Annotated in this window: 14 protein-coding genes; 8 read left to right on the forward strand and 6 right to left on the reverse strand. The window is 60.5% G+C overall.

Annotation, left to right across the window (positions count from 1 at the left end):
• Positions 1 to 28 precede the first annotated feature (28 nt).
• From ntrC to glnA, 4 genes are all read right to left on the reverse strand, one after another.
• Complete coding sequence (ntrC, locus tag ACJO3T_RS12045; RefSeq protein WP_406963852.1) at positions 29 to 1,456, reverse strand: nitrogen regulation protein NR(I); 1,428 nt, start codon at positions 1,454 to 1,456, stop codon at positions 29 to 31.
• Entirely contained in the window at positions 1,453 to 2,538 is a 1,086-nt protein-coding gene (glnL, locus tag ACJO3T_RS12050) for a nitrogen regulation protein NR(II) (RefSeq protein WP_406963853.1), read from the reverse strand. The genes ntrC and glnL overlap by 4 nt, the downstream gene beginning before the upstream one ends.
• A gap of 328 nt (positions 2,539 to 2,866) precedes the next feature.
• A complete protein-coding gene (locus tag ACJO3T_RS12055; RefSeq protein ID WP_406978598.1) occupies positions 2,867 to 3,391 on the reverse strand; it encodes a DUF4124 domain-containing protein in 525 nt (174 codons plus the stop codon).
• A 157-nt stretch (positions 3,392 to 3,548) separates the two neighbouring features.
• Positions 3,549 to 4,952 (reverse strand): glutamate--ammonia ligase, encoded by a 1,404-nt coding sequence (gene glnA / locus ACJO3T_RS12060; RefSeq protein WP_406963855.1) that lies wholly within the window; start codon positions 4,950 to 4,952, stop codon positions 3,549 to 3,551.
• A gap of 547 nt (positions 4,953 to 5,499) precedes the next feature.
• Here glnA and typA point away from each other — a divergent pair.
• The 5 genes from typA to ACJO3T_RS12085 all read left to right on the forward strand — a co-directional run bounded on the left by typA (position 5,500) and on the right by ACJO3T_RS12085 (position 11,402).
• The gene (typA, locus tag ACJO3T_RS12065; RefSeq protein WP_406963856.1) at positions 5,500 to 7,314 is read left to right on the forward strand and encodes a translational GTPase TypA; all 1,815 of its coding nucleotides are present in this window, start codon (positions 5,500 to 5,502) and stop codon (positions 7,312 to 7,314) included.
• Positions 7,315 to 7,433: 119 nt separating this feature from the next.
• Positions 7,434 to 8,396, forward strand: coding sequence for a prolyl aminopeptidase (gene pip / locus ACJO3T_RS12070; protein WP_406978599.1), 963 nt, complete (start codon positions 7,434 to 7,436; stop codon positions 8,394 to 8,396).
• A 128-nt stretch (positions 8,397 to 8,524) separates the two neighbouring features.
• Positions 8,525 to 8,968 carry a D-aminoacyl-tRNA deacylase gene (gene dtd / locus ACJO3T_RS12075; RefSeq protein ID WP_406963858.1) on the forward strand — a complete coding sequence of 148 codons (444 nt, stop codon included), beginning with the start codon at positions 8,525 to 8,527 and terminating at the stop codon, positions 8,966 to 8,968.
• A 495-nt stretch (positions 8,969 to 9,463) separates the two neighbouring features.
• Positions 9,464 to 10,444 carry a porin gene (locus ACJO3T_RS12080; RefSeq protein ID WP_406963859.1) on the forward strand — a complete coding sequence of 327 codons (981 nt, stop codon included), beginning with the start codon at positions 9,464 to 9,466 and terminating at the stop codon, positions 10,442 to 10,444.
• Positions 10,445 to 10,547: 103 nt separating this feature from the next.
• Positions 10,548 to 11,402 carry a CYTH domain-containing protein gene (locus ACJO3T_RS12085; protein ID WP_406978600.1) on the forward strand — a complete coding sequence of 285 codons (855 nt, stop codon included), beginning with the start codon at positions 10,548 to 10,550 and terminating at the stop codon, positions 11,400 to 11,402.
• On the opposite strand, the gene mgtE is transcribed toward ACJO3T_RS12085, so the two are convergent.
• Together mgtE and ACJO3T_RS12095 are read right to left on the reverse strand one after the other, a co-directional pair.
• Positions 11,399 to 12,757 carry a magnesium transporter gene (mgtE, locus tag ACJO3T_RS12090; RefSeq protein WP_406963861.1) on the reverse strand — a complete coding sequence of 453 codons (1,359 nt, stop codon included), beginning with the start codon at positions 12,755 to 12,757 and terminating at the stop codon, positions 11,399 to 11,401. The two genes, ACJO3T_RS12085 and mgtE, sit on opposite strands and share 4 nt — an antisense overlap.
• A gap of 66 nt (positions 12,758 to 12,823) precedes the next feature.
• Entirely contained in the window at positions 12,824 to 13,975 is a 1,152-nt protein-coding gene (locus ACJO3T_RS12095) for an ion channel (RefSeq protein ID WP_406978601.1), read from the reverse strand.
• A 194-nt stretch (positions 13,976 to 14,169) separates the two neighbouring features.
• Here ACJO3T_RS12095 and glnE point away from each other — a divergent pair, with 194 nt between their 5' ends.
• From glnE to ACJO3T_RS12110, 3 genes are all read left to right on the forward strand, one after another.
• On the forward strand, positions 14,170 to 17,082 hold the full coding sequence (glnE, locus tag ACJO3T_RS12100; protein ID WP_406978602.1) for a bifunctional [glutamate--ammonia ligase]-adenylyl-L-tyrosine phosphorylase/[glutamate--ammonia-ligase] adenylyltransferase: 2,913 nt from the start codon (positions 14,170 to 14,172) through the stop codon (positions 17,080 to 17,082).
• Positions 17,083 to 17,159: 77 nt separating this feature from the next.
• The gene (locus tag ACJO3T_RS12105; protein WP_406963864.1) at positions 17,160 to 18,086 is read left to right on the forward strand and encodes a branched-chain amino acid transaminase; all 927 of its coding nucleotides are present in this window, start codon (positions 17,160 to 17,162) and stop codon (positions 18,084 to 18,086) included.
• An 89-nt stretch (positions 18,087 to 18,175) separates the two neighbouring features.
• On the forward strand, positions 18,176 to 18,580 hold the full coding sequence (locus ACJO3T_RS12110; protein WP_328186162.1) for a DUF6165 family protein: 405 nt from the start codon (positions 18,176 to 18,178) through the stop codon (positions 18,578 to 18,580).
• Positions 18,581 to 18,689 lie beyond the last annotated feature (109 nt).

Here is an 18,689-nt window from a genome sequence, read left to right on the forward strand (position 1 = left end):
ACGTCTGGTATGAGGAAGGTGGAAGCGCTCAGTGCTCCTCCACCTCCTCATGATCCATGCCCAATTCGTTGATCTTCCGCGTCAGGGTATTGCGCCCCCAGCCCAGCAGGATGGACGCATCCCGCCGTCGACCGCCGGTCTGCTTCAGGGCGGTCTCGATCATGATCTTCTCGAACTCCGGTACCGCCGTATCCAGGATGCCCTTCTTGCCCCGGCGCAGCTCCTGCTCGGCCCAGTTGCGCAGGCCTTCCTGCCAGGTCTGGCCGGTGGCCGGGGCTTCCGCCTGCTGCATCAGTTCCGGCGGCAGGTCGTCGATATGGACCTCGCGGCCGCTGGCCATCACGGTCAGCCAGCGGCAGGTGTTCTCAAGCTGGCGCACGTTACCCGGCCAGGGCAGGGTGGTGAGGTATTCCTCCGACTCAGGGCGCAATACCTTGGGTTCCACCGCCAGTTCCTTGGCCGCCCGCTTCAGGAAGTGCTGCATCAGGCGGGGAATGTCCTCCCGGCGCTCCGCCAGTTTGGGCAGGTGCACTCGGATGACGTTGAGGCGGTGGAAGAGGTCTTCCCGGAAGTTACCGGCATCCACCAGTTTTTCCAGATCCTGATGCGTTGCGGCGATGATACGCACATCCACCTTGATGGGGGTCGTGCCGCCCACCCGGTAGAACTCGCCATCCGCCAGCACCCGCAGCAGGCGGGTCTGGGTATCTGCCGGCATATCCCCGATCTCATCCAGGAACAGGGTGCCGCCGTTGGCCTGCTCGAATCGACCCTGGCGGGCCGCGCCGGCGCCGGTGAAGGCACCCTTCTCGTGGCCGAAAAGTTCCGATTCAATCAGGTCCTTGGGGATGGCGGCCATGTTCAGGGCAATGAACGGATGGCTGGCCCGGGGGCTGTGGTTGTGCAGGGCCTGGGCCACCAGTTCCTTGCCGGTACCGCTTTCGCCGTTGATCAGTACCGTGATATTGGAGTGGGACAGCCGGCCGATGGCCCGGAAGACCTCCTGCATGGCCGGTGCCTCGCCGATGATCTCGGCGTTGCGGTGGGGTGACTCGGTGCTGGGTTCAGCACTGGCCCGGCGTTCATGGCTGTGGGCCACGGCGCGCTTGACCAGGGCCACGGCGTCGTCCACGTCAAACGGCTTGGGCAGGTATTCGAAGGCGCCGCTCTGGTAACTGGTGACGGCACTCTCCAGGTCGGAATGGGCGGTCATGATGATCACCGGCACATCCGGGTGATCCTCCACCACCCGGGAGAGCAGGGCAATGCCGTCGATACCTGGCATGCGGATGTCGCTGATGATGGCATCCGGCTCCTCGTGTTCCAGGCGCATCATGACATTGTCGCCGTTCTCGAACACCCGGGGCTCCATGCCGGCCTGGGTCAGGGCACGTTCCAGCACCCATCGTATGCTGCGGTCATCATCAATGATCCAGACGTTTGCCGGTTGACTCATCGCGTGGTCTCCTCCAGCGGCAGAAAGATAATAAAGTCGGTCGAGCCCGGCTCGCTCTCACACTCCACCAGGCCGTGGTGCTGTCCGATAATGCTCTGGGTGATGGACAGCCCCAGGCCGGTGCCATTGGCGCGACCGCTGATCATGGGATAGAAGATGTTCTGTAACAGGTCCGGGGGGATACCCGGCCCGTTGTCGATAATATCCACCCGGCACACCAGTCGATGGCGCTTCTGGCCAATGGTGAACTGGCGCAGTACCCGGGTGCGGAAGGTAATGGTGGGAGGCTCGGCGCTACAGGGCCCGTCACGGTACTCAAAGGCGGCCTCCATGGCATTGCGGGCGATGTTCAGAAAGGCCTGGATAAGCTGTTCCTTGTCGCCGGGGAATTCCGGCAGGCTGACATCGTAGTCGCGGCGGAAGTTGAGCCGGCCCCGGCTTTCCGCCTCCAGCAGCGTGCGCACCCGCTCCAGGACCTCGTGGACGTTGGTGGCGGCTAACTTCAGTGCCCGGTTGGGGCCCAACATGCGATCCACCAGGCCGCGAAGCCGGTCCGCCTCGTCAATAATGACCTGTGTGTACTCCTTCTGGCTGTCGTCGGACAGTTCCCGGTCCAGCAGTTGCGCGGCACCCCGGATGCCTCCGAGGGGATTCTTGATCTCGTGGGCCATGCCCCGGACCAGGATGCGGGTAGTCTCCTGCTGGGTCAGCAGGTCCTCTTCCCGGCTGATGCGCAGCAGGCGGTCCCGGGGCTGGATTTCCAGCAGCAGGCGGCTGCCATCTGCGCCAAAGCTGGTCACCGAGTAGTCCACGGTCAACCGGTTGCCGGCGGCCAGCAGGAATTCCGCCTCACGGCGGGTGTAGGTCTGACCGGTTTCCGCAGCGGCCTGGAGGGTATCCAGAGTCTGGTTGGTCTCGAGCAGAAGGCCAGCCAGCCGGACGCGGTGAACCCGGGAGAGGCTGGTCTCCAGCATGCTCTCGGCGGCGGGATTCAGGTAGTCGATTCGCAGGTTCTTGTCCACAACGATCACGGCGGTGGTCAGGCTGTCGAGTATGCTCTTGTATTCCGTAACGGCTGACATGAATCTCCCTCGGTTGATGGCCTGGCTGCTGCAAAAACCGATCCAGAATTGAGATCGCGTCGCGATTTCTTTCGGTGATGCGCCATTTGCGGGCAGCACTGCTGCCAGACCGCTCTCTGTCCGCTGTAGCCTGGTGCGGACGGGAACGGACTGTTGCTATTGGGAATTGGAAACGCCCCCTGTCGGAACAGAGTATGGCTGTTTATTGGTGCGAGCGCACTAAAATGGTGCAGCTTGTGAGGGGCAAGACCGGGGGCTGTGTCAGGCCTGGCTCGCGCGTGGCAGAGCGAGCCAGACGGGTAGGGTCAGAAAGTTACTCAGGAACTCTTCAATTCTGTACGGAGGGGCGATGCACCGTAAAGCTGATCTGGTCACCAGTGTAGATGCGCTTGCCTTCCTGGTTGATCACGTTGACACCAGCTTTGTGAGTGCCCCGAAAGACGTTGTTGACGGTGACAGAGCCGGAACTGGTCTGCCCCACCGGCTGGCCGTCCAGGGTGATTTCGAACTTGTGCCCCTGACGCAGGCCCGGGTCGCTGGTTACCCGGAACTCAACGTCGCCGCTGCCACTGTGAAATGCCTCGTCATCCGCCGGAGAGGTGAAGCTGACGGACTCGTAGGCATCCTGATCACCGATGCCCTCGTCCTCTTCCTCAAGCTGTTCCTCGACGGTTTTCGGCTTTGGCATGGTGATGGTGGTGGCCGGTTTTACGTTGACGCGCTCGGCGTTGCCGTCCGGCTCGTCGGTAAAGGTCACGTTGCCGTCGGCGTCTACCTGCCGGTAGATCTCGGCCTGGACGGGAAGGGCGATCAATGCCGACGTGGCGGCGGCAATCAGGAACGATGCTTTCATGGGCAGAACCTTGTGATGGACCATAACGGGATTATCGACAGAGCCCAGAGGCAATGCAATGTGCTATACGTCGCCTCGGGTTACGGTGAGGTGAAAGTCACAAAAAAGCCCCGCCGAGGCGGGGCTTTCTCTGACTCAGTCGTTCCGCGGACGCGGATCAGACAGAGTAGTACATCTCGAACTCGACCGGATGGGTGGTCATGTTCAGCTTTTCCACTTCACCGCGCTTCAGGTCAATGTAGCCGGCGATCATGTCTTCGGTGAACACGCCGCCACGGGTCAGGAACTCGTGGTCCGCTTCCAGGCTGTCCAGGGCTTCCTGGAAAGTCTCGGCAACGGTCGGGATGTTCAGGGCTTCTTCCTTCGGCAGATCGTACAGGTCCTTGTCCATGGCATCGCCCGGGTGGATCTTGTTCTGGATGCCGTCGAGGCCAGCCATCATCAGGGCTGCGAAGGCCAGATACGGGTTGGCGGACGGATCCGGGAAGCGTACTTCGATACGACGGCCCTTGGGGCTGCTTACGTACGGAATCCGGATGGAGGCGGAGCGGTTACGGGCAGAGTAGGCCAGCATGACCGGCGCCTCGAAGCCCGGCACCAGACGCTTGTAGCTGTTGGTGGAGCTGTTGGTAAACGCGTTGATGGACTTGGAGTGCTTGATGATGCCGCCAATGTAGTACAGTGCCATTTCGCTCAGGCCTGCGTAGCCGTCACCGGCGAACAGGTTCTTGCCGTCCTTGTTCAGGGACATGTGAACGTGCATGCCAGAACCGTTGTCACCTACCACCGGCTTGGGCATGAAGGTGGCGGTCTTGCCGTAGGCGTGGGCTACGTTGTGTACGCAGTACTTGAGGATCTGAACCTCGTCAGCCTTACGGGTCAGGGTGTTGGCACCAACACCGATCTCGCACTGGCCGGCGGTGCCCACTTCGTGGTGGTGAACCTCGATTTCCAGACCCATGGATTCCATGGCGGCACACATGGCGCCACGCAGATCATGCAGGCTGTCTACCGGGGGAACCGGGAAGTAACCGCCTTTGACGCCAGGACGGTGACCAATGTTGTTGCGCTCGAAGTCTTCACCGGAAACCCAGGCGGCTTCCTCGGAGTACAGCTCGTACATGGCGCCTTGCATGTCCACTTTCCACTTGGCGGAATCGAACACGAAGAACTCGGGCTCAGGACCGAACAGGGCGCCCTCGGCGATGCCGGTGGACTTCAGGTATTCCTCGGCACGCTTGGCCACGGAACGGGGATCGCGCTCATAACCCTGCATGGTGGTCGGTTCCACGATGTCGCAGGTAATGTTGATGGTGGTTTCTTCGGTGAACGGATCCAGTACGGAGGTCTCGTCGTCCGGCATCAGAATCATGTCGGACTCGTTAATGCCCTTCCAGCCGGAAATTGAAGAACCATCGAACATCTTGCCATCGCTGAAGAAATCGTCGTCCACTTCAGTGGCGGGCAGGGTGACGTGCTGCTCTTTACCGCGGCTGTCAGTGAATCGCAGGTCGACCCATTTGACTTCGTGTTCTTTGATCAGATCAATCGTTTTGGACATTGTGCTTACTCCGTAAGTTAACCCGGGTTGCGGGCGATTTCGGTGTTCGTCGTGCCGGATCGTTCAGCGTTGCTGCGGTCCGATCGTTGGTATCAGCAGTGTCAGCGGTTCCATACGGGGCCGCACCGCCCTGATAGTCGGCTGCGTAATTTAAAGCAAACTGCTTGCCAGTTTTTTGTTGGCGCGCCAGAAAAGCGCAACCACGGCCTTTGGGAGGACTCTTTACGCTCTCCGCTGGGGCAAAGTCTGGCCTAAAGGCTTCTGCAGTGCACCTTCTTGGTGCGCCCAAGGGTTGCTGTGGTCATTTATGGTGCGCTGGGCGTATGGGGTGCACCGAAACAGAATAGGCGTTTTTCTTCATATTAACGACACCCTGTTTCCTATATACTTCGCGCGCCTGCTAAAGACTCCAAGTGCAGGATACCGGCCTCACTGCCGGTGACAAGTATTCATTTTCCGGATTTGAGACGGTATGTGGGCCGGCCGACAGGTCGGGCGCGCATTGTGGACCCTCTCAGGTCGCCCGACATGCCTCAGGAAACCTGTTGTGATTGATAAGCTAAGAAATGTTGCCATTATTGCCCACGTTGACCATGGGAAGACCACCCTCGTAGACCAGTTATTGCGCCAGTCCGGCACCCTGGACCGCAAGGAACTCGAGAACGAGCGGGTCATGGACTCCAATGACCAGGAAAAGGAACGCGGTATCACCATCCTGGCCAAGAACACGGCCCTGAAGTGGCACGATTACAACATCAACATCGTAGACACCCCGGGTCACGCCGATTTTGGCGGTGAAGTCGAACGGGTCATGAGCATGGTAGACAGTGTGCTGCTGGTGGTGGATTCCATCGACGGCCCCATGCCCCAGACCCGTTTCGTGACCCAGAAGGCTTTCGATGCCGGCCTTCGTCCCATCGTGGTGGTCAACAAGATTGACCGTCCCGGTGCCCGTCCGGACTGGGTGGTGGATCAGGTCTTCGACCTGTTCGACAACCTGGGTGCCACCGAAGATCAGCTCGACTTCCCGGTGGTCTACGCCAGTGCCCTGAACGGCATCGCCGGCATGGAGCACGAAGCCATGGACGACAACATGGATGCCGTATTCCAGGCCATTGTCGATCATGTGCCCGCGCCGGCGGTGGACCCCGAGGGCACCTTCCAGATGCAGATCTCCCAGTTGGACTACAGCAGCTTCCTGGGTGTCATTGGTATCGGTCGTATCACGCGCGGCAAGGTGAAAACCAATACGCCGGTGACCGCGATTGGCGCCGATGGCAATAAGCGCAACGGTCGTATCCTCAAGATCATGGGCCACTCCGGTCTCCAGCGGGTGGAAGTGGACGAGGCGCAGGCTGGCGATATTGTCTGTATCAGTGGCCTGGACCAACTGTTCATCTCCGACACTCTGTGCGATCAGAACGCGGTTGAGGCCCTGCCGGCCCTGACCGTGGATGAGCCCACCGTGTCCATGACCTTCCAGGTCAACGATTCTCCGTTTGCCGGCAAGGAAGGCAAGTACATCACCAGCCGCAACATCAAGGAGCGTCTGGAGAAGGAACTGCTGCACAACGTGGCCCTGCGGGTCGAGGACGGTGAGTCCGCTGACAAGTTCAAGGTTTCAGGTCGTGGTGAGCTGCACCTGTCGGTGCTGATCGAGAACATGCGCCGGGAGAACTTCGAGCTGGCGGTAGGTCGCCCGGAAGTGGTGATTCGTGAAATCGACGGTGTCAAACAGGAGCCCTACGAAAACGTCATCGTGGACATTGAAGAGCAGCACCAGGGGCCGGTGATGGAGCAGTTGGGTCTGCGCAAGGGCGATATGACCAACATGATCCCGGACGGTAAGGGCCGCATGCGTGTGGAATACGTGATTCCGGCCCGTGGCCTGATCGGCTTCCGTAACACCTTCCTGACCATGACCTCCGGCAGCGGCATCCTGACCTCCACATTCAGTCATTATGGCCCGGTAAAAGAGGGTGCCATGGGCAGTCGTCAGAACGGTGTGCTGATCTCCATGGCCAAGGGTACGGCGATGACCTACTCGCTGGAAACCCTGCAAAGCCGTGGCAAGCTCTTCCTGGCGCCGGGTGACGAGATCTACGAAGGTCAGCTGTGTGGTATTCACAGCCGTGATAACGACATCGTGGTCAACCCCACCAAGGCCAAGAAGCTCGACAACATGCGTGCCTCCGGCAAGGATGAGGTCATCGGCCTGGTGCCGCCGATCAAGCACACGCTGGAGCAGGCCCTGGAGTTCATCGACGACGACGAGCTGGTGGAAGTCACGCCCAAGTCGATCCGGCTGCGCAAGAAGCTGCTGACCGAAAACGACCGCAAACGGGCCGGTAAGAAGAGCTAAGGCTACTCTGCCAGGCTCCGCCGCGTAGATCCCCTCTCCCTTCAAGGGGGAGGGTTTTTAAACGTGAATCCCCCCATCGATCTCAGCTAGACTCCTTTTATTGCCAAAAGGAGCCCGCAATGCTGACCCTCTACCCGGAAATCGAGCCTTACGCCCGTCACCGCCTGGCGGTGGACCCACCCCACGAGCTGTACCTGGAAGAGTCCGGCAACCCGGACGGCATACCGGTGATTGTCATCCACGGAGGTCCCGGCGGCGGGTGTGAGGACTGGTATCGCCAGTTCTTCGATGCCGAGCGTTTCCGCATTATCCTGCTGGACCAGAGGGGAGCTGGGCGCTCGACACCGCTGGCGGAGCTGGGAGGCAACCACACCCAGGCCCTGGTGGACGACCTGGAGAAGGTGCGGGCATTCCTGGGTGTTGATCGCTGGATGCTTTTTGGCGGCAGTTGGGGGTCGACCCTCAGCCTTGCCTATGCCCAGGAACATCCCGACCGGGTGCTCGGCCTGGTACTGCGGGGCATTTTCCTGTGTCGCCCGGAGGACATTCACTGGTTCTACCAGCACGGGGCAGGGCGGGTGTTTCCCGACTACTGGCAGGACTACCTGGCCACGATCCCGGAACCGGAGCGGGACAATATGGTGGCCGCCTATTACCGGCGACTGACCAGCGACAATGAGCTGGAGCAGATTCAGGCGGCCAAGGCCTGGTCGGTCTGGGAAGGCCGTTGTGCCACGCTCCACCCGAATCCCCGGGTGGTGGAGCATTTCGCCCACCCCCATACCGCCATCGCCCTGGCCCGTATCGAATGCCATTACTTCATGAACAACGCTTTCCTTGAGCCGCGGCAGCTTCTGGACAATGCCCACAGGATGGCGGACATCCCTGGTGTGATCGTTCATGGCCGATACGACATGGTCTGCCCCCTGGATAATGCCTTTGCCCTCAGTGAGGCCTGGCCCCAGGCGGAGTTACGAATCATTCGGGACGCTGGCCACTCCGCCTCTGAGCCTCCCATTATCGATGCCCTGATGCGGGCGGTGGAAACCGTCTCCCGGCAGACGGAGCCCCGTCTGGCATGAGGCTCGGGCCGAGGAGGCTGCCATACAGGCTTTAAAATCATGTATCTAAATGTAACCTGACTTGCGCCCCGGACATTCCGCCGATAGAATTCGCCTCGTTTCCAGATAAATTGTATTTCAGGGACGCTATGAAAGGACTGATCCAGAGGGTCACGGAGGCCAGTGTGTCGGTGGATGATGACACCATCGCCAGTATTGATCGCGGCCTTCTGCTGTTGCTCGGTATAGAGCGCAAGGACACCATCACTGAAGTGGACGCCCTGGTCCACAAGATTTCCCGCTACCGCGTCTTTTCTGATGACCAGGGGCGAATGAACTGCAGTCTTGAGGACTGTGGTGGCGCGCTTCTGATCGTTCCCCAGTTTACCCTCGCCGCTGATACCGGTTCCGGTACCCGTCCCGGATTTTCCGATGCCGCCACCCCGGACGTCGCCAGTAATCTGGTGGACGAATTCGTGCGTCGGGCGGTCGGGATACTTGGTGAGGATCGCGTGGGGAAGGGGCGGTTTGGCGCCGATATGAAGGTATCACTGGTGAATGACGGACCGGTGACATTTTTATTGACGGTTTGAATAAAAGTGTCATAAAAGGCTGATACGGTGCTACCGATCGGCAACAGGAGAGTGCCCGGCAGCGGTGCAGCAACTTGGCCGCGTATTGAATAATGCACTTTTGTGGTGCCATCCGGGTTCGATGAGTAGGGTGGTTCAGGCTTTATGGTTTTACAACTTACTGATTTGTAAGTTTTGTTTTTTACCTGGCCCTGAATTTGTTCCTAGAGGTGAAGCCGCAAGCTATAAGCATTGTGGGCATAGGCAAAAAAAACCTAAGAAAATTCGGGTTAAAAATTTGCAAATCTCTTGTTCTTATATTAAAACAAGGTTTACTTAGATAGAGCTTTAAATAAGCTTTGTAAGTGATTGACTGTGAAGGGCTCCGGCAAGAAGAGGCTCGACGTCATCACCCCGTTGCCACAGCACTTGCTGGCGGGAGCGGGTGTACTGAGACTGACAGGCGGGTCAGGCCCGTCGCTAAAAACCTGAGTTAACTCAAAAGGAAGATGCAAGATGAAAAAGACTCTTATCGCTTCTGCGATCGCCGCTGCTACCTTCTCCGGCTCCGCGCTGGCGCAGGAAAGCAACCTGCCGACCGTTTACGGTAACATCCAGTACGCCGCTGTCTGGGACGACACCAAAGACGGCCCCAACTCCTTCGAGCACCGTGACAACGGTTCCACCCTGGGTATCAAGCACGAGCATGCTCTGGCTCCGGGTATCACCGGTTTCTTCAAGATTGAGCTTGAAGGTATCGGCGCTGACGACAAGGAAGGCAGCGACGGTATCGACTCCCTGGACGAAGCCTACATCGGTGTTAAGGGTGACAGCTTCGGTCAGGTCTGGATCGGTAGTGATGACTCCACCTACGAGCGCTCTGTCGACATTATCGCCCAGTACTACGAAGCCGCTGACCTGAGCCTGGACGCCGGCTACACCACTGGTGAAGGCGACCTGGTCCAGTACATGTCTCCGTCCTTCGGCGGCCTGTCCCTGTGGGGCGCTGTACAGGTCAAGGGTGACGGCGATGCCACCAACCCGTCCGACGACAACGAGTTCCCGTACCAGCTGGCCGCTGTCTACTCTGCCGATATGGTTGAGCTGGCCCTGGCCATGGACTCCAACGACAACGGCGACGGTGACAACGAGAACACCTACGGCCTGCGTGGTACCGCGAACCTGGACGCTCTGTCCCTGACCGCTGAATACCACACTCGTAGCGACAACTACGACAAGTTCGGCCTGATGGGTATCTACACCCTGGGTGCCAACCGCTTCGCTCTGTCCTATGAGCTGCAGGAAGAAGACGGTGGCGATGACCTGAAGCGTGACACCATCACCGTTCAGGCTCTGCACAACCTGTCCGACAACATGTACGTGTATGTTGAAGGCTACCTGGGTGGCGGTGACGACGTATACGACACCCAAGACCCGACCAACCCGCAGTCTGACGAGCGCTCTGTTGCAGCACTCGGTGCGGTTTACTACTTCTGATCAGCTAACCAGCTGATTTAAAGAAGCAGTACAGGAAACCGGCAGCCTTCGGGCTGCCGGTTTTTTCGTTTATGGTATCGGTAGAGACAAACCTGGAGGCCCCATGGCGGAAGAACTGGAAATCAAGCTGAGTCTCACCCCGGGCGCTTTGGCACAGGCCCATGCCTGGCTGTCGACGCAGGCGGGCGTGACGGCGGGGGCGGAGAAGACGTTGGTCAATCGTTACTACGATACCCCGGCCGGTGACCTGAACCGGCAGAAAGTGGCCCTGCGGGTGCGCCAGGCGGGTGATCGGTACATCCAGACCCTGAAAACCCAGGGGGAGTTTGTGGATGGCGCCCATCGCCGGCAGGAATGGGAGTGGCCGCTGCTGGGGGCAGATCTCAACATCGGCCTGATTGACGATACGCCGGTGGGGCAGGGTGTGAATCTGGCCGACCTGGCACCGGTGTTTGAGAGCAATTTCCTGCGGCGGATCCTGATGCTGGAGGGGCCCAGGGCGACCATCGAGTGCGCCCTTGATCAGGGCAGCATTATCGCCGGAGGCAGGCGCAGGGATCTGTGCGAACTGGAGCTTGAACTAAAACAGGGCGCCCCGGACACCCTACTGGACTGGTCGCGGGCGTTGGCAGCCCAAGTGCCGGTGTTCCTGAACCTGATCAGCAAGGCAGAGCAGGGGTACGCCCTGGCCGGCCTGCATCGGCCGGTACCGCTGGACGACAGCGAGCCATTGGTCAATCGGATGTTTCATGGCTTGTCCCGTGCCTGGTTGTCCGGCACCGTTGACGTGACGCTGGTTGAGGATCTGGACAGTCTGCGGCAGCAGAACAGTGTGCCGGCAGCACAGGCCAATGAGCTGGCCTGGCTGCGGGAGCGTCTGGACTCGGGTGAAACCATCGCTGAACTGGCGGCCGGTTCGACCAGGCTGGGTCAGCTTCAGTTGTCGCTGCTGGTTTAAAGGCCCAGCACCACCGAGGCAATAGTGAAATAGATCAGCACCCCGCTGACGTCCGCGATGGTAGTGATCAGTGGCATGCTGGCCGTGGCCGGGTCGAACTTCAGCTTGTCCAGCACGAAGGGCAGCAGCATGCCAACAATGCTGCCCATGAGCACCACCACCAGCATGGAGATGGCGACCACGGTCGTGATATCCGGTCCTGCCTTGTATAACCCGACAACGGAGACTGCCGCCGCCATGGTCAGACCCAGCCCCGTGGCCACCAGGATGTCCTTGCCCAGTAGCATGCCCCAGTCCTTTGCGGTGACATCACCTGTGGCAAGGCCCCGCACCATCAGGGTGGCGGACTGCGCGCCGGCGTTACCGCCGCTGGCAATCAGCAACGGCATGAAGAACAGCAGGGCGATGTGGGTGGAGATGGTCTGCTGGAAGTGATCGATACTGGCACCGGTGAAGATGTTGGCAAACACAAGGATTACCAGCCACTGCACCCGCGAGCGATACAGGGAAAACGGTGACGCGGTCTTCAGGCCGGTCTCCAGGCGGCCAACCGTCGCACCCTTGTGCATGTCCTCGGTAGCTTCGGCCTCGGCCACGTCCATGGCGTCGTCGTAGGTGACAATGCCCACCAGGCGGCCGTCGTCATCCACGATGGGCAGGGCCAGCAGGTCATAGCGGGAGATCAGCCGGGCCACCTCTTCCTGCTCGGTCTGGGTGTGGGCGGATACCAGGCCGGTTGCCATCAGGGAGTCCACCATGGCGCCGGGGGCGCTGGTGATCAGGTTACGCAGGGATATGGCCCCCTGCAGCCGGTGATCCCTGTCCACCACATAGGCCTGGTAGATGGTTTCCTTGTCCGGTGCGGTATTACGCAGCAGGGCCAGGGCCGAGGCCACGGTCATACCGGCACTGACCACGGCATAGTCGGAGGTCATCAGGGCACCGGCGGTACCCTCCTCAAAGCTGGCCAGGCGCCGCAGGTCCTCCCGCTCACGGCTGGCCAGGGACTGGAACAGGGCGTGCTGCTGGTTTTCGTCGAGAATATTGAAAAAGTCGGCCCGTTCGTCCGCCGACATGTCGGTAACGATGCCGGCCAGTTCCCGCTTGGGGATGAGTCGGGCAAACGTGAGCTGGATCTCCGGGCTTATGTAGCCGAAGATCTTGGCCTGCTGCTCCACCGGCAGGCTACGCAGCACGCGCAGGCCGGTGTCGTCGTCCTCACCGGTGGTGTGTTCGATGAATTCCGCGAGGTCAGCGGCATTGAAGGCCGAGACCGCCGCCTGGATCTCGTCCGTCTGGTCGTTTTCCAGGGCTTCGTAGAGCGGTTGGAAGAACTCGGAATCAAGGAATGACACGCTGCAGCCTCGTCGTTAATGCCTATGGGCGCCGTCCGGGATCAGGTCAAGGGCCCGGCCAGATATCTATTGCGCGGGCTCCTCGGGGTGTTCGTGCATTGCCTGCCATTTTTCGAGGAACTGACGGTAGCGCTCCAGGGCTTCCTCTACAACGGATAGGTCGGGCGTTTCGCTGGACTTGACCAGGACAATCAGGCCCCGGCCCTCCACCTCAAGATCCGGCTCCGGGTGGCAGATCACATTGTCGTTGTCGTCGATGTAGGCCAGCGCGGTGCCGATACCATGGCGGATCAGCGCGCTGACTATATCAGACCAGGTCAGGTCGTCCAGTGTCAGGTTATACCTATGTGGATGATCCTGCTCGTAATTGAACATATCCTCCAGCACCTTTTCGGTGCCCGGGGCCACCACCGCCCGTACCATGATCTCCGGATAGGTCCGGACCGGTCGGATCACCGAGCGGATGCCAATGGCGCGAAACCGCTGCCGGTTGGTATCACTGACGCATTCCACGGTGGTGTTGCCGGCCAGGTTCAGTTCGCTGAGCCGGTGGGCGATGTCAAAGGTATAGCTGTCGGAGGAGGGATCGGTCTCATCCAGTGCCAGTAGCAGAATGTGCCTGGCCTGTCCGGCATGGGCTGCCTTGAGATCCTCTTCGCTGGCGCCGGTGCCGTGGTAGTGGACCAGGCCGATGTCCTGCAGTTCCGATGGCAGGCCGGTGGGGTACTTCTGGGTGAGGATCATGATCGGCACGCTCTCGTAGCCGGGAACCGCCCGTAACTGGGTGGCGATCCGCATGAAATACTGTTCGCCGCCACGGCGGGGTGTGTTGATGATCAGTACGTGGTTTTTCATGTCGTATCTCCAGCGGCCGGTCAGGATGCGTTCCCGTCGGTAGAAACGGTACTCGATATAGTCACTGATGATCAGTGTCAGAAGTGTAATGGCGGTGATATACATCAGGACGACGGTGCTGATGCGTCCCACCACGGTTGCCGGGGCCAGGTCGCCATAGCCGACGGTGGCGAGTGTGGTCATGGCCAGCCAGAAGGATTCCGGCAGGCTCAGTGGTTCCGCCGCCCAGAGAATCAGGCTGTGGATCACAATCAGTCCGATCAGGAACAGGAAAAGCCGCTTCAGACGACTACGGATAATGCCCGACATCGGCAGGTGGGTCAGTTGGTGTTCCGGGTTCAGCGGGCGGCGATTGGGCAGCATTCTGGATGGATTCCCGGCAGCTCCTGTGGGATGGACACAAGGACCCTGTTATCGTCCCCGGAACCGGGGGTTGTGCGAGGGCTCCTTCCGTATACAGTAAAGGAGCCCCTGGATAAGCCCTGGCCGGTCATTGGCTGTCAGGGGTTATTCAGGGACTCGTCAGTGAATATAACAGAGATACAGGGGGTTGCGTTATGACAGAGCCGTGGAGCGGTCTGCCGGCGATACTGGCGGACGAGGTGTCCGGCGCCTGGCGGCATGTGTTTCCAGAGGGCGTGCCTGCCTGGGCCGACGAGTCCGTCGGCCTGGGGGAGTCGGACCTGGCCGGGGCCATGGCCCGCAGCCCGTTCCTGAGGGAGACCCTGCAACGCCACGGTGATCTGGTCCGCGAAGCGGTGGAAGCGCACCCCCTGAACCAGCCGACCACGGAGGACAGCCTGCGGCAACGCTGGCAGCAATACCTGGCCGACGTCACCGACGAGCCCTCGTTGCATCGGGCCCTGCGGCGTTTCCGTCGGGAAAGCCAGTTCCGCATGATCTGGCGGGACGCCATGAAGCTGGCGGACTATCACGAAACCGTGGCGGCGGCCAGTGACTTTGCCGATATCGGTATCCAGGCGGCGCTGGACTGGCTGTATCCCCGCGCCTGCGAGGAACTGGGCACCCCCTATGGCGTCGACCCGGTGACCGGCGAGGAAACGCCGCAGCCCCTGATCGTGCTGGGGATGGGTAAGCTGGGCGGACATGAGCTCAATATCTCCTCGGACATCGACCTGATCTTTGCCTTCCCGGGCAAGGGGGAGACCCGGGGGGGGCGTCGCTCCCTGGACAACCAGCAGTTCTTTATCCGCCTGGGGCAGAAGCTGATCCAGGCCCTGGACCAGATCACCGCCGATGGCTTCGTGTTCCGGGTGGATATGCGCCTGCGCCCCTATGGCCAGAGTGGCGCCCTGGCCCTGAGTTTTGCCGCCCTGGAGACCTACTACCAGGATCAGGGCCGTGAGTGGGAGCGTTATGCCATGGTCAAGGCCCGGGTGGTGGCCGGCGATTCCGACGCGGGCAGGGTGCTGATGGAGAGCCTGCGCCCCTTTGTCTACCGCAAGTACATCGACTTCAGCGCCTTCGAATCGCTGCGCTCCATGAAGGCCATGATCAACCGCGAGGTTCGGCGCCAGGGGCTGGAGAACAACATCAAGCTGGGTGGCGGTGGTATCCGCGAGATCGAGTTCGTGGTGCAGGCGTTCCAGCTCATCCGTGGTGGTCGTGACCGGGAGCTGCAGCAGCGGGAACTGCTGGCCATCCTCCGGGAACTGGAGGCACTGGAACTGCTGCCCTCGCCGGTGGTGACTGAGCTGCGGGAGGCCTATGTGTTCCTGCGAAACCTGGAGCATGCCCTCCAGGGCATGGAGGACAAGCAGACTCAGCTACTGCCGGACGATGAGCTGGGGCAGGCCCGGGTGGCACTGATCATGGGCTTTACGGACTGGGCATCGTGCCTGGAGGCCCTCGACCAGCACCGGGCCCGGGTCTCCCGCCATTTCGCGGATATCATTGCCCTGGACGAGGACGACGAGGAAGCCTCCGACCTGGACGAGGGCTGGCACGAACTCTGGTTGGCGGAAATGGACGAACAGGCCGCCATTCAGTGGCTCGACAGCCACCAGTTCGAGGACCCTAAGGCCAGTCTCGCCCTGCTGGACGAGCTGCGCGACAGTCGCACCGTCCAGATCATGCAAACCCAGGGGCGGCGGCGCCTCAACCAGTTCATGCCGGTACTGCTAGAGGCCCTTGGCCATGTGGAACAGCCGTCGGAAACCCTGTCCCGGGTGCTGCAACTGGTGGAAGCCATCCTGCGTCGTACCGCCTACATGGTGCTGCTACTGGAAAACCCCGGAGCCCGGGCCCAACTGGTACGCCTGTGCAGCGAAAGCCCCTGGATTGCCCGCCAGCTCGCGGAAACACCGCTGCTGCTGGACGAGCTGCTGAACGCGGAAAGCCTCTACCACCCGCCGGCCAAGGCGGAACTGGAGGATGACCTGCGCCAGCAGATGCTGCGGATTCCCTATGAGGACCTGGAAGAGCAGATGGAATCCCTGCGGCATTTCAAGAAAGCCCATATCCTGCGGGTGGCGGCTTCGGAGCTGCGCGGTACCCTGCCGCTGATGAAAGTGAGCGATTACCTGACGTGGATTGCCGAGGTGGTGCTCGACCATGTGGTGGATGTGGCCTTCGCCAACCTGGTGAGCCGTCACGGTTACCCGCTGCGGTCGGATGGTTCCGCCTGCGACAAGGATTTTGCCATTATTGGCTATGGCAAGCTGGGCGGGCTCGAGCTGGGCTATACCTCGGACCTGGACCTGGTGTTCGTGCACGATGCCGATCCGGAGCTGTCCACCGATGGCGACAAGCCCATCGACAATGCCGTGTTCTACACCCGCCTGGGGCAGCGGATTGTGCATATCCTCAACACCCAGACGCCCTCCGGGCAGCTCTACGAGGTGGACATGCGCCTGCGGCCATCCGGCAACTCGGGCCTGCTGGTGAGTACCCTGCCGGCCTTCGAGAAATACCAGCGCAACGACGCCTGGACCTGGGAGCACCAGGCCCTGGCCCGGGCCCGGGGCGTAGCCGGTTGCCCGCGCACGCTGGAGGCCTTCGAAAGTCTGCGCCACGACATCCTCTGCCAGCACCGTGACCAGGACCGGTTGCGCAACGATGTGGTGGAGATGCGTGAAAAGATGCGGACCAGCCTGGGCACCCCGGAATCGAAACGGAACGACGTTTTTCACATCAAGCACGACACCGGTGGCCTGGTGGATATAGAGTTTCTGGTGCAGTACCTGATGCTGGCCTGCAGCGAGGCCCATCCGGAACTGACCCAGTGGTCCGATAATATCCGCCAGCTTGAAGAGCTGGGCCGTGCCGGCGTCCTGCCAGGGGAAGATACCGAAAAATTGCGGGAAACCTTCATTACCCTGCGTTCCACCATCCACCGGCGGGCCCTGCAGAATCTCAACAGTCAGGTGGCGGGGGATGCGTTCCCGCAGGAGCGGGACTATGTGCGGCACATGTGGCAGCAGGTGATGCTGGATTGCTGTTATGGTTAGCATCCTACACTTCTGTTCGGGGATTTTTCCTGATAAACTGCCGTTTTTCCGAAAAACCTTTTCCAGGAGCAGCAACAATGTCGATGGCAGATCGTGATGGCCTGATCTGGCTGGATGGAGAGATGGTTCCCTGGCGCGATGCCAAGACCCATGTCCTCACCCATACCCTCCACTATGGTCTGGGCTGTTTCGAGGGCGTGCGCGCCTACAGCACTGACCGGGGGCCCGCCATTTTCCGGCTGGAGGAGCACACCGATCGCCTGTTCCGCTCCGCCCATATCCTGAACATGAAGATGCCCTTCACCAAGGCGCAGCTCAACGAAGCCCAGCGCCGCGCAGTGCGGGAAAACAACCTGGACGAGGCCTATATCCGTCCGATGGTGTTCCTGGGTTCCGAAGGCATGGGTCTGCGTGCCGACAATCTGCAGGTGCACGTGATGGTGGCCGCCTGGAGCTGGCCCTCCTACATGTCGCCGGAGGCCAAGGAACTGGGTATCAAGGTACGCACGTCGTCCTACACCCGGCACCACGTCAACATCACCATGTGCAAGGCGAAGGCCAACGGCAACTACATCAATTCCATGCTGGCCCTGAACGAAGCCATTTCCGGCGGCGCGGAAGAAGCCCTGCTACTGGATAACGAAGGCTACGTGGCGGAAGGCTCCGGCGAGAACATCTTCATCTACCGTGATGGTGTGCTGCACACTCCGGAACTGACGTCATGCCTGGAAGGCATCACCCGGCAGACCATCCTCGACTTCTGCAAGGATGAGGGCATTCCGGTGAAGGAGCGTCGCATCACCCGGGATGAAGTCTACATCGCCGAGGAAGCCTTCTTCACCGGCACCGCGGCGGAAGTATTGCCTATCCGCGAACTGGACGGCCGGGTCATCGGCGAAGGCAAGCGCGGTCCGCTGACCGAGAAGCTGCAGAGCCGGTACTTCGATGCCGTCAAGGGCAAGCTGCCAGAGCACAGTGACTGGCTGACACCCGTCGAAGGCTGATCGCGCCAGCGTGACACACAAGCCGCCGTCTGCTGGTCAACAGCGCGGCGGCTTTATGGTTTCCAACCTGATTCGACAGGAAAATCATCATGGCAGACGTTATCAAGGTTCCCGTGTCCTTCGGGGAAGTGCTGGACAAGATCACCATCCTGGAAATCAAATCCGAACGTATCCAGGATGAGGCCAAGGTCAGGAACGTGCGGCTGGAACTGGACGAGCTGACCGCCACCTGGAATGAAGCGGTGCCGGACCAGTCCGCCATTGCTGATCTGCGCGCCCAGCTCAAGTCGGTGAATGAGCAGCTCTGGGAGATCGAGGATGATATCCGCGACCAGGAGGCGGCGCAGGACTTCGGTGACCGTTTTATTGAACTGGCCCGTGCGGTCTATGTGACCAACGACAAACGCGCCGCTATCAAAAAGGACGTCAACCTGGCCCTGGGTTCCCGTTTCGTGGAAGAGAAGTCCTACCAGGACTACACCGCCAGGAAGTAATGCACCTTTTGCCCCTTGCCCATGTCCCGTCGCCGGCAAGGGGCCTTCGCCCTGTCCATGGGCGGACCTGATCCCCGTCAATTTCCCTTCCTGTACCGCCTTGTAATTT

Source organism: Marinobacter shunpengi, assembly GCF_045449715.1.
Taxonomy (GTDB): Bacteria; Pseudomonadota; Gammaproteobacteria; order Pseudomonadales; family Oleiphilaceae; genus Marinobacter.

Excerpts from the sequence above, each read along its gene's own strand:
- ntrC (WP_406963852.1), bottom strand. The coding sequence starts at position 1,456 with ATGAGTCAACCGGCAAACGTCTGGATCATTGATGATGACCGCAGCATA.
- glnL (WP_406963853.1), bottom strand. The coding sequence starts at position 2,538 with ATGTCAGCCGTTACGGAATACAAGAGCATACTCGACAGCCTGACCACC.
- ACJO3T_RS12055 (WP_406978598.1), bottom strand. The coding sequence starts at position 3,391 with ATGAAAGCATCGTTCCTGATTGCCGCCGCCACGTCGGCATTGATCGCC.
- glnA (WP_406963855.1), bottom strand. The coding sequence starts at position 4,952 with ATGTCCAAAACGATTGATCTGATCAAAGAACACGAAGTCAAATGGGTC.
- pip (WP_406978599.1), top strand. The coding sequence starts at position 7,434 with ATGCTGACCCTCTACCCGGAAATCGAGCCTTACGCCCGTCACCGCCTG.
- dtd (WP_406963858.1), top strand. The coding sequence starts at position 8,525 with ATGAAAGGACTGATCCAGAGGGTCACGGAGGCCAGTGTGTCGGTGGAT.
- ACJO3T_RS12080 (WP_406963859.1), top strand. The coding sequence starts at position 9,464 with ATGAAAAAGACTCTTATCGCTTCTGCGATCGCCGCTGCTACCTTCTCC.
- ACJO3T_RS12085 (WP_406978600.1), top strand. The coding sequence starts at position 10,548 with ATGGCGGAAGAACTGGAAATCAAGCTGAGTCTCACCCCGGGCGCTTTG.
- ACJO3T_RS12095 (WP_406978601.1), bottom strand. The coding sequence starts at position 13,975 with ATGCTGCCCAATCGCCGCCCGCTGAACCCGGAACACCAACTGACCCAC.
- glnE (WP_406978602.1), top strand. The coding sequence starts at position 14,170 with ATGACAGAGCCGTGGAGCGGTCTGCCGGCGATACTGGCGGACGAGGTG.
- ACJO3T_RS12105 (WP_406963864.1), top strand. The coding sequence starts at position 17,160 with ATGTCGATGGCAGATCGTGATGGCCTGATCTGGCTGGATGGAGAGATG.
- ACJO3T_RS12110 (WP_328186162.1), top strand. The coding sequence starts at position 18,176 with ATGGCAGACGTTATCAAGGTTCCCGTGTCCTTCGGGGAAGTGCTGGAC.